6 protein-coding genes and 1 pseudogene are annotated in these 14825 nt (G+C 38.7%); 6 read left to right on the top strand and 1 reads right to left on the bottom strand.

Translation table 11 applies throughout. The features are described from left to right. Positions 1–11: 11 nt before the first annotated feature. A complete protein-coding gene (locus BQ8014_RS06065; RefSeq protein WP_080903589.1) occupies positions 12–2426 on the bottom strand; it encodes a glycoside hydrolase family 95 protein in 2415 nt (804 codons plus the stop codon). A gap of 431 nt (positions 2427–2857) precedes the next feature. Here BQ8014_RS06065 and BQ8014_RS06055 point away from each other — a divergent pair, with 431 nt between their 5' ends. The 6 genes and pseudogenes from BQ8014_RS06055 to BQ8014_RS06030 all read left to right on the top strand — a co-directional run bounded on the left by BQ8014_RS06055 (position 2858) and on the right by BQ8014_RS06030 (position 14817). Next, positions 2858–6856 carry a hybrid sensor histidine kinase/response regulator transcription factor gene (locus BQ8014_RS06055; protein WP_080903587.1) on the top strand — a complete coding sequence of 1333 codons (3999 nt, stop codon included), beginning with the start codon at positions 2858–2860 and terminating at the stop codon, positions 6854–6856. Positions 6857–7567: 711 nt separating this feature from the next. Beyond that, entirely contained in the window at positions 7568–7990 is a 423-nt protein-coding gene (locus BQ8014_RS06050) for an RNA polymerase sigma factor (RefSeq protein ID WP_080903586.1), read from the top strand. A gap of 12 nt (positions 7991–8002) precedes the next feature. After that, positions 8003–8137 (top strand): annotated as a pseudogene (locus tag BQ8014_RS20005) (RNA polymerase sigma factor); the annotation flags it as partial. Between the two features lie 126 nt (positions 8138–8263). Continuing rightward, complete coding sequence (locus BQ8014_RS06040; RefSeq protein ID WP_160150039.1) at positions 8264–9376, top strand: FecR family protein; 1113 nt, start codon at positions 8264–8266, stop codon at positions 9374–9376. A 153-nt stretch (positions 9377–9529) separates the two neighbouring features. Further along, positions 9530–12952: a TonB-dependent receptor gene (locus tag BQ8014_RS06035; protein WP_369808782.1), complete on the top strand. Its 3423-nt coding sequence runs from the start codon at positions 9530–9532 to the stop codon at positions 12950–12952. A 17-nt stretch (positions 12953–12969) separates the two neighbouring features. Next, on the top strand, positions 12970–14817 hold the full coding sequence (locus BQ8014_RS06030; RefSeq protein WP_080903583.1) for a RagB/SusD family nutrient uptake outer membrane protein: 1848 nt from the start codon (positions 12970–12972) through the stop codon (positions 14815–14817). The last annotated feature ends 8 nt before the right edge of the window (positions 14818–14825 follow it).

Raw genomic sequence — 14825 nt, 5'->3', positions numbered from 1 at the left:
ATATAATCTATTTATTTAGTTTTTAGTTCGAGAACATCTTCCTTTTGCAACGCTATGGTTAAGAAATTACCCTTATTGATCTCCGGTTCAATTTTCTCTCCATTCTTTCTAAATACATAATTTCGGCTGTTCTCTGGAAGTTTAAGAGTAAAAGTGTTTCCGAACGTTGCAAATAAGCGCAGTTGCTGAATAGAAGAATCACTCCACTTTAAATCAACGACTCCGCCCCCTCTGACACAAAGCCCTTTAAAAGATCCTGTACTCCATTGCAAAGGCAGAGCCGGCAGACATTCGATATAGCCTTCCTGACTTTGAATAAGCATTTCAGCCATCCCGGAGATGCCGGCTTCATTACCATCGAAAATAAAAAGATCATAGGGTGCACCGGCTATTCCTTCAGGAGAGATAGTCAATAAGTTTTCACGGGTAAAGTCTTGCAATAAAATAGACAAACTCTTATAGGCCTCTTCCGGTTTCTTTAACCGGGCATAGAAATTAATCATATTGGCACGGCTCCATTCGACATCTTCCCATCCTTCGGAGTGCAACTGATTGTAGATGGATTGTCCGGCGGCTTTCGCCAACCCGGGAGTCTTGGCCAATGAAATTTGATTAAAAGGATATAAAGCCAATAGATGGGAAGAATGACGGTGATTCGGATGTGCCAGGTCAAAATCGGTAAACCATTCCTGTATGGTACCGGCTTTTCCTATCTGTATCGGAGGCAATTTAGCCAATGCTTCTTCCAATAATTTACGGTATTCCACATCAACATCTAATCGTTTGGAGGCTTCGATACAAGAAGCGAAAGTCTCATAGGCCAAAACCCGGTCGCAGGTCGGCATCATAGACAACGACAATTCCGCGCCATTATACAAGAATGAATTTTCCGGTGAAGTACTTGGGCCGGTCATTAAATATCCGTTTTCCGGATGTACAACCATATAGTCCAATAAAAAGTCTGCTGTCTTCTTCAGGATCGGATAAGCTTCTTTTCTGAGAAAATCATTATCCTGCGTATACATATAATGTGTCCATAAATGCGAAGCCATCCAGGCGGCAGCTGTCGGAAACAATCCCCAATTAACGCTCTGCCCGGGAGCTGTATATCCCCATACATTTGCAACCGTATGTGCCACCCATCCGGGACTACCGTATACTTTTTTTGCTGTTTCTTCACCGTATTCCGATAAGGATTCGATATAATTAAACAATGGAATATTGCATTCATGCAGGTTGGTCACATTCGAAGCCCAATAATTCTGTTCCGTGTTGATATCCAAATGATAATCGCAGGTCCAACCCATATTATTAGCCAGGTTATCATTCCAAATACCTTGAAGATTAGCCGGCAAAGGAGAATTTTCCCGGGAAGAAGCAATCAATAAATAACGTCCGTATTGAAAAAAAAGCGCATCTAATCCGGGGTCTTCCCCCTCCTTACGTTTGCGGGCCCAACGGACGTCTGTCGGCAAATGATCCGTACCCTCTCTTTCTCCTAAAGACAGCGAAACACGGTTAAATAGTTTTGAATAATCATTTATATGGTCATTTTTAATCCGGCCATAAGGTTTCAAATATGCTTTATCGATTGTTTGCGAACATAATGCAATATAATCCGGGCTCTTAAAATCAGTCCGAACATCCACAAAGACCATCACTTCATTGGCATTGCTTATCTTTAGTTGTCTTCCTGCTTGTTGTATCTCACCACCGTTCACCGACAACTTTACTTTTCCTGCAAAATGTACGCCACCGGGACCTTGCCGGGGAAAAGAGGCTTGCCCGGAGAATTCCATGGCATCTCCCGATAGCTCTATTTCTGAGTCCAACAATAAATCCAACCCCATATCAAAACTGAGTGCTCCCTTTTTATCCGCGGTAAACTTCATAACCAATACATTATCCGGATTCGAACACAGATATTCACGCCGATAAGTCACATTATCTATCCGGAAAGAGACATTCGCCACCGCTCTTTCCAAATCCAACGTTCGATGGTAATCCGTCACCTCGGAAGAATCCTGATGAAAGGTAAAGCGTAAATCACCAACCGGCAGATGAGAGCCGAATGAATGCGGCCGGCCGGATAAATACTCCGTCGCCATTTTATTCCCCTCTTCTAATTTACCTTCGAAAAACAATTGGCGGATCTCAGCCAGTTTTTCCTTGCCGCAAGAGCGCTCCTGAGCAGAGTCCGGTTGTCCCGACCACATCGTTACCTCATTCAAGGCAACTGTTTCAGTCGAAATTCCTCCATAGACCATTGCTCCCAGGCGACCGTTTCCTAACGGAACGGATTCCATCCATTCATCGGCCGGCTGTTCATACCACAATGATAAATTTACTTTCTCTTCCGATTTACACGAAAAGAATGCACAGGGTAGAACTACATATATAAAGAACCATTTAATAATGCTTTTCATGAATACTTGATTAACTGCGCCAATATTAAATCTTCAAAATCAACGCTACAAACTAAAGGGTTAATACCGAATAGAAGAAAAACAATTCTGTCAATAAATAAAAAGCCTGTCGCACCTCTTCATTTCATGGGAACGGATAAGACATTTGTTCTATTTTTTGACCGATTTGCGGAAAAGGCAGTAGGATATCTTCTCCTTTATCTGTTTATGGCAGACATCAACAGTCTATTATTTAGCAATTAGATCAGATTCACAAACACTTGCAGGAAGAGAAAGGCGGGATAATCTATTCCGTCCGCCGAAATCTAAAATGAATTTTACATGAATTTTGTGTACATTTAGCACAGGTTATTTATATACAGATAACATGCATCTATTATTAAATCTATATATTTGCATGGATTCACAAGTGAAAACTCAATATGTATTGTATGCCCATCCGAAAAAACTACCTGTTTGTTATCCTTCTCTTATGCTTTTTCTCTTCGCTTTTCGGAGAAAGCTATTCCAACCACTATTACTTCACAAAAATAGAGGGAGACAACGGTTTGTCACAAAATAACGTTAAAGCAATCACACAAGACAGTTGGGGATTTATTTGGTTAGGCACACGTAACCGACTGAACCGGTATGACGGAAAATCTATCAAAGTATTCGATTGCAATGACACGATTCTAAAAAAAAGAAACAATAACATCGGCGCCTTATTAGAAGACGGAGAGAGAAATTTATGGATAGGAACAGATAAGGGAATCTTTCTATATAATCCCTTCACCGAAATTTTTTCTTTTTTCAATAATAGCACTTCGGAAGGTATCCAAATGGAAGATTGGGTAGCAGACATACAGTCCGATGCAGATCATAATATATGGACTGTGATCCCTAATCAAGGGTTATTCAGATATAATCAAGAAGAGAAACAACTCTATTGTTATCATTTAGGAAAATCCCTTTTGCCCAATCAGGGGAATGCCCAGTCCATCTGCGTTGGACCTGATGGAAAAGTATGGGTAGGAACAAATGGCGGAGGGGTACATCTGTATGATAAAAAAACAGATTCTTTCATTCAGTATCTGGGAAATGCCAATGGAGAATCGCTGGCAGGAGAGAATATTTATACACTTTGTAATTACGGAGAAGATTTAATTATAGGAATTCATGAAGGGAAACTCCGGAAATTAAACAAACAAAAGAATACCTTGACAGATGTTCAGGCGCCGGAAGTGCACTACAAAATCATCCGCGATGTGGTAGCCTATGGCAACAAAATATGGGTGGGAACACAAGCCGGGATTTATGTTATTGACGAGTTGAATGAAGAGGTGGTGCATATAGAAGAAGATCCGTTGTCCGAATATGCCTTGTCCAATAATATCGTTGAAAAAATATATAAGGATAGAGAAAACGGCATATGGATCGGAACAAACTTAGGCGGAGTCAACCATCTGCCTGACCGGAGTAAGGTTTTTGAGCAATATGTTCCTTTAAGCCACTCTAATTCGATTAATAGCCGCCGAGTACGAACCCTGAAAGAAGACAAAGACAATAAGATATGGATTGGTACCGATGACGCAGGGATTACGCTCTATGATCCGAGAACCAATAGGTTCAGCAAAATCGGTTCCCGAACCGGAACTAACCTGGGCAGTAATATTATATTGGAATTACTCTTGGATGAGAATGAAGTGTGGGCCGGCTTTTTCAAGAATGGCTTGGATATTATTAAACTACCTTCCTATCAAACGACACATTACACGGCGGAAATCCTTGGCTTAGATGAAGCAAGCATTTATGCATTGTGTAAAGACCGGAAGGGTAAAATATGGCTGGGAAATGGGTGGAGCATTTTCACCAAGGCACCGAATGAGAAGAAATTTACCCGGATGGATGCTTTCGGGCTTAGTTTTATTTATGATATCGTGGAAGATTCAGCGGGTAATATATGGGTAGCTACGATGGGAAACGGAGTGTTTAAGTATCATCCTGAAACAGACAACACCCTCCATTTTACCAACGAAATCGGCAATGAAACGTCTCTCAGTTCTAATTCAGTCAGCAATATTACAGAAACAAGAAACGGAGACATCTGGTTTTCGACAGACCGCGGAGGTATCTGTCGGTATAATAAGAAGGATAATAATTTCACCACATTTTCCATAAATGAAGGCTTACCGGACGATGTCGCCTATAAAATTCTGGAAGACAAACAACAAAATCTATGGTTCGGCACCAACAAAGGATTGGTCAAATTCGATCCTGCTACAAAAGAAATCCGTGTTTTCACCAAAAAAGACGGTCTGCCGGGCGATCAGTTCAATTATAAAGCGGCCTTAGCCTCCCATTCCGGTAAATTCTACTTTGGCAGTTTGAACGGGCTCATTGCTTTTGATCCGTATAAATTTAAAGAAAACACCTTTGTCCCTCCTGTCTTTATCACGAAATTGACCCTATTCAATAAAGAGATAGACCGTAATTCCAAAGATTCTCCATTGAAAAAAAGCATTCTCTATACCCACGAGATCGTATTGAAATACGATCAATCAAACATTGGCTTCGACTTTGTCGCCCTTAGTTATACAGCTCCCTTAGCGAACAGATATGCGTATAAAATGGAAGGGATTGACAAGGAATGGACCTATACAAGCCACAATCAAAGTGCATCCTATGCCAAGCTACCTCCCGGAGAATATACCTTTCGGGTTATCGGCTCGAATAATGACGGACTGTGGAATAAACAGGGAGCTTATATCAATATTAAAATTCTTCCTCCCTGGTGGCAATCCAAAATAGCTTACATCCTTTATGTATTGTTAGTAATAGGGTTTATATATTATTGGATTCGCTGGTATAAGCGTAAGAATGAAAGAAGAAACATTGCAAAACAACGGCTCTTTGAGATCGAGAAAGAGAAGGAGCTCTATAGTGCTAAAGTGGAGTTCTTTACAGATATTGCACATGAAGTACGCACCCCACTGACCCTGATTAATGGCCCGTTGGAATCGATCAAAGAAATGGATATTAAGGATCCTCAGATCCTTAAGAATCTACATATCATGAGCAAAAATACAAACCGCCTTCTTTCCCTGATCAATCAGCTACTTGATTTCCGAAAGATCGACAGCAATAAACTCTCCTTAACGATCGCAATGACCAATGTGACAGAGATCCTACAGGATATTTCGATGCAGTTTGAACCTCTTATCCACAGGGAGGTGAAAAGCTTTAAGCTCTCCCTGCCTGAAGTACCGGTAATAGCTCCAATAGATAAAAATGAATTCATTAAGATATTGAACAATCTCTTCTCCAATGCTCTGAAATATGCTAATCAAAAGATTGAAGTATTCATGGAAACAAAAAACGACCGTCTTGTTATCAGCATTCAAAACGACGGAGAACTGATTCCGGAGGAATATCATGAGAAAATCTTCACGCCCTTCTATCAATTGAAGAAAGACAAAAGCAGGGCTTCCAGTTCCGGCATAGGACTGTCGCTGGTCCGCTCCCTCGTTGAGCTCCATAAAGGAACGATTCATGTGGACACCACATCCGGAATGAATAATTTCATACTGGAGTTACCACTGACTCAAAACGAAATAATGGATACGACCGCAGAAGAAGAATCCGCCGATAACTATGAAATACCTGTGCATAAGAGAGGGAGAGAGATTCATGAGACCGTATTGGTAGTAGAGGATAACCCCGAAATGTTATCGTTCATCACCGACCGATTACAGAAATTCTTTAGGATAGAAAAGACAACGTCCGGGAAAGAAGCTTTAAAAATTCTGGCGGAGAAAAGCATCGATATTATTGTCAGCGATGTAATGATGCCCGATATGGATGGCTTTGAATTGTGCCGGCAACTAAAAATGAACATCGAATACAGCCATATTCCCATCGTCCTCCTTACCGCTAAGAACGATTTGGCTAGTAAAATCAAGGGATTGGAAATGGGAGCAGAAGTATATATTGAAAAGCCTTTTTCTTCGAATTACCTCATTACTCAATTAACAAGTTTATTGAATAACAGGAAGAGGGAAAGGGAGGCTTATCTGCAAAAGCCTTTTATCCCGGTACAACATATGGTCATGAATACGTCCGATGAAAAATTCATGAATCAGGTCATCCAGCTTATCCAGGAAAATATCTCCGATGCTTCTTTTAATGTAGAGAAACTCGCGGATCTCATTGGCATGAGCCGCTCAAGCCTCCATCGTAAAATCAAAGGATTACTGGAACTGCCGCCCAATGATTTTATCCGCCTTATCCGTTTAAAAAAAGCAGCGGAAATTATACAGAAGGACGGATTCCGGACAGGAGAAGTATGCTATATGGTTGGTATCAATTCTCCCTCCTACTTCATTAAGTTATTTCAGAAACAGTTCGGGATGACCCCCAAAGATTTTGAAAAGCAGCATCGTCGGGAGTAATTTTGTTGCGACTTTCCTTTCCCCTTACTAAAAGACATATATTCAGGAGCCAAGATTCCGATTGGTGCTTGGAAGATTTTACAAGGTTGCTATCCAATTATATTTTTGATAATTATTGACACTACTGTCCAAAGAAATTTGTCACATAGTCTTCATAGATAACCATTCTCATCATGTCAGCCTTGATTCATGATGATTGTCTTTTGCAATATGGTCTGCAAAAGGACGAAATCAAATCGTGAAAAAATAAAACCCGTATATCGCATTAATATTTAATAATTTAAATCATGCATAAGAATTTTTCATTGGACAGTAATGAATCAGTATAAAACACTCTGTAACGAGCCATAAAAAATAAAAAGTATTTTCCTTCAAAAAAGTGAGTATAAATCCGGAATATAATTGTCCATTCTGCAATAAGTAAAAAAATGAAGTGTGAAGTTTCACATAAAAACTATTCCAAGTTTTCTTTTGAAGATTTCCTTCAAAATGATTTTTTCATATCTTCAATGAAAAACACATACAATCATGACCCTGTCAAACCCTTAGAATAGCAAAGTAATATCCTCTTTATAGAAAAACTTTTTAACGCATCATTCATTAGAAATCCTGAAAAAGTTCAGATATTTTGGAGTTTGGTTTGAAAAGCCATATGTGTTGGTAAATTGATGCTATATAATAAGTAATTTATTACAATAATGATATTAAAGTATGAAAGAGGAAAGGCCGTCTGATTTAGAACTTGATAGGGCGTGGAAGAAATTTCTTGCCGGAGATGACGAGTCTTTTAACCTGTTATATAACCGATATGTTCAGGTTCTTTTTAGTTACGGATTACAATTTATTTCCGACAGAGAATTACTCAAAGATTGTATCCAAGATACTTTTGTCAAAATGTATGATGCAAGGGAACATTTACATCATGTATCTAATGTAAATGTATACTTGCGTATAACATTAAAAAACCGGCTCATTAATATTCTGAACAGAGAAAGAATGTACTCAAGAATTATTAGCATTCAAGATATTTTACCTGTTGATGAGAATACGATTGAAAAGCATATCGTGTTTGAAGAAGAGGAACTGCAAAAACAGGATAAAATAGAAAAAATGATGAATCTTTTAACGGCATAACAGAAAAAGGTTGTCTGTTATCGTTATGTGGAAGATATGAGCCTGGAAGAGATAAGCCTTCATTTGGGAGTTAATTATCAATCAGTACAAAATACCCTGCAACGAGCCATAAAAAAAATAAAGAAGCATTTTCCCTCAGAAAAGTGAGTATAAATCCGGAATATAATTGTCCATTCTGCAATAAGAAAAAAAATGAAGTGCAAAGTTTCACATAAAAACTATTCCGAGTTCTCTTTTGAAGATTTCCTTCAAGATGATTTTTTCATATCTTCAATGAAAAATACGACACCAGAAACTTCAGAGTATTGGGATCAGTTCCAAAAAGAGAATAAAAATCTAAAGAATTTTGATGCTGCAAAAGATTTTATAGAATCAATCAATACATATCATTACAATTTATCATCCTATGAAATCAACAAGATAAAACAGGGCATTCATAAAAAAAAATATCGCAGAAAACACAACCAGAATTTATTTTATTGGAGTATCGGTGTCGCTGCAAGTATTGCTTTATTAATTATCTTTAGATTTACGGGAGTAGAAAATAAGGAAATCATCAGTCCGAAACCTGATATTATGGCCTTTGCGGATATAACTAAATCGGAAAATAAAGCTGAAGATATCCAATTGATACTTTCCGACAAACAAACGATCCGATTAGATCAGGAGGAAACCGTCATCACTTATGACACCACCAGTATTTCTGTAGATAAAAAAACAATTACTCAAAATGAAACTTCAGGGTTCAATCAATTGATCGTCCCGTTAGGTAAAAGAAGTATATTGAATTTATCTGATGGTACGAAAGTATGGGTGAATGCTGATACTCGCCTGATCTATCCTGTATCATTTGCCAATGATGTGAGGGAGATATTTGTAGACGGAGAAATTTATATCGAAGTAACAACTGACGCAAAGCGGCCGTTTGTTGTCAAAACAAAAGACTTAGACGTACGGGTATTAGGTACCAAATTTAATGTCACTGCATACAACGCAGATGATGAGAAAAAAATAGTATTAGTTTCCGGTTCTGTACAAATCAATTCTAAAAAGGATGAAAAAACCACCCGTTTGCATCCTAACCAAATGTATATCTCTGGGAAAGAACAAAATCATATAGAAAATGTGGATACAAAAAAATACACATCATGGATTGATGGTATATACTATTGTGAGAATGAGAATCTAGGAAGCATCCTTCAACGCTTAGCAAGATATTATGGGGTAGAAATCACCTGTGATCTCCCTATTAGCAAAGTGGTATTTTCCGGGAAACTCGATTTAAAAGATAATCTGTCAGATATATTTAATAACATTTCTTTCACTTTACCCATATCATATGTGGAAGAAAATGGGAAAATTATGATTTCCGGGATAAAACAATAGAGAGTGATATATATAAGATATTGTTAACTTATTAAATCTAATAGTATGAAAAAAAACAAGGAAGAAGCTAATAAAACAGGATAAAATTTAAGCTGTTAACCATCGCATTAAGGAATTATATTATTAAGAATAACCCACTTATTATTACTATGTATGATAAAAAACACTATTTATTTCAAATACATTAGGATAATGTGCTTGATGTATTTCTTACTATTTTTCACTATAAATCTATGTAATGCAACAAGCACCGATTCCCAAGATAAAATGATCTCGCTGGATGTACGGAATGTGACCTTAAAAGAAGTCTTTTCTGAAATAGAGAAAAAAAGCGAGTTTATTTTCTTTTATAAAAAAGCAGATATAGATATGGAACGAAAAGTATCCATTAAAGTAAATGATAAAGCCATAGATCAGATATTGTCACAACTATTTAAGAATACCAGCAATATCTATAAGATTTCTGACCGACAAATAATAATCAGCAAAAAGGGAAACCCGGACCATACAAATCCTACAATAGAACAGATCGGAATCACTGTTACCGGTACTGTTTTGGATAGCAATGGAGAAACATTACCGGGCGTAAACATCAGAATAAAAGACACTTCCTCTGGTGTGACGAGTGATATTGATGGAAAATTTACAATAACGATTCCCAATGAGACAACGATTCTTCTCTTTTCGTTTATTGGGTTTACTCCACAGGAGGTAACCGTAGGTAGACAACGCAACATTACTATCCGATTAAAAGAAAGTAGTCAGGAAATAGAAGAGGTAGTAGTGGTCGGATACGGAACACAGAAAAAAGAAACACTCGTAGGAGCTGTGTCCCAGATTGACAATAAAGCTCTAATGCAATCCGGAACAACCAATGTTACAAATGCCATCGCCGGAAAGTTATCAGGGGTATTGACTATGCAGCAATCCGGTGAACCGGGAAATGATGACGCGGAAATTATCATTCGTGGTCTTTCCAGTTGGAACGGTTCCTCTCCTTTAGCTCTTGTAGATGGTGTAGAAAGAGATTTCAGAGATCTGGATCCCAATGAAATCGAATCCTTTTCCGTGTTAAAAGATGCTTCGGCCACAGCCGTATTCGGTGCAAGAGGCGCTGACGGAGTAGTAATCGTGACTACCAAGCGAGGAAGAGAAGGAAAACCTAAATTAAATATTTCCACTTCCGTAGGTATGGAAAAAGCAACTCGTATACCGGATCATATTGATTCATACACTACGATGAACCTGTTAAATGTAGCTAGGATGAATGAACAACAGTTCACAGAACTCATTCCACAATATGTAATTGAAGAATATCGTAACCCCTCATCCAGATTAAATGCTTTGCGTTATCCCAATGTAAACTGGTTTGATCTTGTTACCAAGCCATATTCTCCGACTACTACAGCAAATATTAATATCACGGGAGGAACAAGTTTCGTAAAATATTTTGCTTCATTGGGTTATACGGGGCAAGGTTCTTTTTTTGAAGGAAAAAAAGAAAGTCCTATAGATTCCCGTTTTTCAAATAACCGTTTTAATTACCGTACAAACCTTGATTTTAACCTATCAAAATCTACTACTTTATCCTTTAATATAGGGGGAGAGGTTGGAATTAAAAATCAGCCAACGATTGGCAATATATGGTGGACTTTGTACAGTACATCTCCAGCACGTTTTCCCGCTTATTTCCCGGCATGGGTATTGGAAGAATATCCGGATCCTGATTATCCGAACGATTCAGGAATCCGTTACACGGAAGCCATTGGAGAATATTTGGACAATCCTTACTCGGCATTTAATCAAAGGGCGTTTAATCGTTATCTGGAGACAAAGTTATTTACGGATGTAGTATTTAATCAGAAGCTTGATTTTCTGTTAAAAGGATTATCCTTTCAAGGAAAGGTCTCTTTAAGCACCTATTACCGGAATATTTCTTTAACAGCAGCTACAAGTAATAATTATCCGGAATATCAGTTTGATTATGACAAAGCGGCAAGAGGAGAAAATCCTTGGTTCAGAAAAGGACAAACGGATGAGGTATATAAAATGCCACCCATAGCAATTGGTATAGGTACATTACAGGATGGTTACTATAGTGATTTATATTACGAATTCTCCACTAATTATGCCCGGTCTTTTGGTGATCATACCGTTTCCGCATTAGCTTTAATTAATTTCCAACAAAAAAATCAGGGCACAGAATTTCCTTATTACAATCAGGGCGTAGTTGGACGTATAACCTATGATTATAGTAATAAATATTTAGCGGAAGTAAATGTCGGTTATACCGGTTCGGAACGGTTTGCTCCCAGTAACCGTTTTGGATTTTTCCCGTCAGGTGCAATCGGTTGGGTGGTTTCCGAAGAGGAATTTTTCAAAAAAGCGTTACCCTGGTTCGGTAAATTGAAAATACGTTATTCCGACGGACTGGTCGGTAGTGACAAAGCATCCAGCAGATGGTTGTATATCAGTGATTATTTTGAAGACACAGCAAACTATATACGGGAAGATAAAGCAGCCAATACGCGAGCTCAATGGGAGGAAGCTAGAAAGCAGGATCTAGGTATTGATATGGGATTTTTCAGCAACAAAGTTCATCTCGCGGTCGACTTATTCAAGGAACACCGTACTAATATGCTGCTGACTCCTCAAAGTACTTCCATGCTATTAGGTATCCAGTTCAAAGATCTGAATTTGGGAGAATTGAAAAAACATGGCTTTGAAGTGGAATTAGAATATAAAAACACGAATCCTCAAGGTTTCTACTATTTTGCTAAGGGAATGGTAGGAGTAAATGAAAACAGAATTCAATTTAAGGATGATCCTCCTTACGCACCCGATTATCAGAAAGAAGCGGGAAAGCCTTTGGGAGCACAGACAAGCGGGGTTCAATTGGCTGGTAGCGGGTATTTTACATCCGTAGATGATATACATATCCTGCCTTCTCCATTGGCTGCATCAGGGCTCAATATAGGAGACTATGCTTTTATAGATTACAACGCAGACGGAACTGTATCCAATCTGGATGCCTATCCAATCAAAGGTTCTCTTTATCCGCCAGTGACCTATTCTTTCTCCGCTGGTTTTAACTATAAAAACTTTGATTTTAATTTCTTATTTCAGGGGAATGTTGGAAAATATGTACAATATAACCAGAATTTCGAGGCTGAATTTACCAAAGGAAACTATCAGGTACATGCCTCTCAACTGGATTATTGGACACCAACTAATCCAAATGCCAACCATTCCACACTGCATTTTCCGGGTACGGGTTATATACGGAATCTGGCATGGTTGCCTGCCGTTGAAGCGACCGGTTACAGCACATATATTGAAGGGCGGTTTTGGAGGAAAGCAGATTATCTAAAACTGAAAGAAATATATATGAGTTACAGTTTTGCACCTGGTTGGGCAAAATCATCTGGTATTTCCCTGATCAATGTATACATGACGGGAAACAACCTATTAACTTTCACCAATCTTATTGAGGGAGATCCCGAACGAAAAGACTTCAGTAAAGGCTTTTATCCACAATTACTTAGTGTGAAACTCGGAGTAAAAATCTCTTTTTAACATAAAAGGAAATAGTAATGAAAAGAATTATATATATTATCCTATTCTCAGGAATACTTTGTTTGTCCTGTGAAGATTTTCTTGACAGAGCACCCGAATCGGGTTTAACAACAGAAAAAGTTTTCTCCAAATATGAAAATTTCCGGTTATTTTTTGATGCGGTGTATAATGGAACGAGTAAAGATGACCCTACTAACGAAAGTTGGTATGAATATAATATTAAAACAAGCTATAGCCTGTATTTGACAGTCAGTGATTTCCGAAGTACATGGGAAGCGTTGACTGAAACGGCAGATATGGGACGTATTAACCGTCAACCCATCAAATACGGACAGATAGAAGCTAATCTCCAATGGTTTACCACTCATCGGGTAGCTCCTATCCTGCACTCCATGTTTAAGGATATTCGAATCTGTAATGTCGCATTGCAGAATATCCACATGTTGGCAGATGCCGATGAAGAAACGATCAACGACTTTAAAGGGCAAGCTCATTTCGTCAGGGCGTATTGTCATTTTTCCCTGATGAAGCTTTGGGGAGGAATGCCTTATATCGATTATGTGATTGGTAGTGATGATGAATGGGATATCCCCCGTTTATCTAACAATGAAACATTAAATAAAATCGCTGCAGATCTGGACACAGCTGCTTATTACTTTGGCCTTGCTGGAAAAATGCGCCGGGATCCGGGACCGGGCAAGACGGGACATCTAAACGATCCGGAGCAATGGAGGCCGAATGGGGTAGCATCCAAAGCGTTAAAGGGTAGAGCCTTACTATATGCTGCCAGCCCATTAAGTAATGTTAATGGGACGAAAGACTGGGAAGATGCAGCTATTGCTTGCTGGGAAGCCATAAAGATAGCCGAACAATATGAATATGCCTTACTTCCAACAGCAGAATATAAAAAGAATTTTGTCGGAGTTAAATACACGAACGAACAAATATGGGCATGGAATTATGGAGATAAGGCTATAAATTATACCGATAAAATACAAACCCAGTTGTTAAATAATGCTATGCGCAATAATGCAACATCTCCAACTCCGGAATGCCCTACCCAGAATATGGTGGATCGTTATGAGACAATATGGGGGGATCCTTTATTTACAGCTAACGAAAGGGTTGAAGCCGTAGCTAAAGGAAATTATAAGTATCAGAACCCTTATGCCAACCGGGATCCGAGATTTTATATTAATGTATTATATAATACGGCACCTGTTCCGGGATTCGGCACAGCAAAAATATACTGGGAAAATGTCGATGGAAAAACCGTTTATAGTGAAATGCTTAATCCAAGCCATACAGGAATTACCCAAACGGGTTATTACCAAGCTAAATATTGGGGAGGGCAAAGCGTTAAAAACAATATTTCCACTTATTATACCGATCCTTTGATCCGGCTGGCGGAACTCTATTTGAACTACGGTGAAGCTGCCAATGAAGCATACGGACCAAATGGTAGAGCTCCGGGTGCAACAATGTCGGCATTAGAAGCCGTCAATACAATACGGGAAAGAATCGGCATGGTTCCAGTACAGGCTCGATTTACTTCATCTATCGAATCGTTTAGAGAAAGGATTAAAAATGAGCGGACAGTTGAACTTTATGGTGAAGGGCATCACTTCTTCGATATCCGAAGATGGAAAGATGCACCGAAACTGATGAATGAACCATCCAGAAGGATGGATATAGAAAAGGTTCCTGTAAGTGAGGAATATCCTACGGGATACAAATATGATGATTCTCAAGTCTTACCTGCTACCCGGCAGGTACGGTGGACCTCAGATGCTATGTATTATTTCCCTTTTCCAATCGTGGAAGAAAACAAAATGAAAAATTTTGCACCCAATCAACGGTGGTAAAATAAAAA

Origin of the sequence: Parabacteroides sp. Marseille-P3160, assembly GCF_900162725.1 — a bacterium.
Lineage (GTDB): Bacteria > Bacteroidota > Bacteroidia > Bacteroidales > Tannerellaceae > Marseille-P3160.
The sequence above is the reverse complement of the archived record's forward strand: the minus strand, read 5'-3'. Positions and strand labels throughout refer to the sequence as shown.

Coding starts and splice junctions, on each gene's coding strand:
- BQ8014_RS06035 (WP_369808782.1), top strand. CDS start 9,530: ATGATAAAAAACACTATTTATTTCAAATACATTAGGATAATGTGCTTG.
- BQ8014_RS06065 (WP_080903589.1), bottom strand. CDS start 2,426: ATGAAAAGCATTATTAAATGGTTCTTTATATATGTAGTTCTACCCTGT.
- BQ8014_RS06050 (WP_080903586.1), top strand. CDS start 7,568: ATGAAAGAGGAAAGGCCGTCTGATTTAGAACTTGATAGGGCGTGGAAG.
- BQ8014_RS06055 (WP_080903587.1), top strand. CDS start 2,858: ATGCCCATCCGAAAAAACTACCTGTTTGTTATCCTTCTCTTATGCTTT.
- BQ8014_RS06030 (WP_080903583.1), top strand. CDS start 12,970: ATGAAAAGAATTATATATATTATCCTATTCTCAGGAATACTTTGTTTG.
- BQ8014_RS06040 (WP_160150039.1), top strand. CDS start 8,264: ATGAAAAATACGACACCAGAAACTTCAGAGTATTGGGATCAGTTCCAA.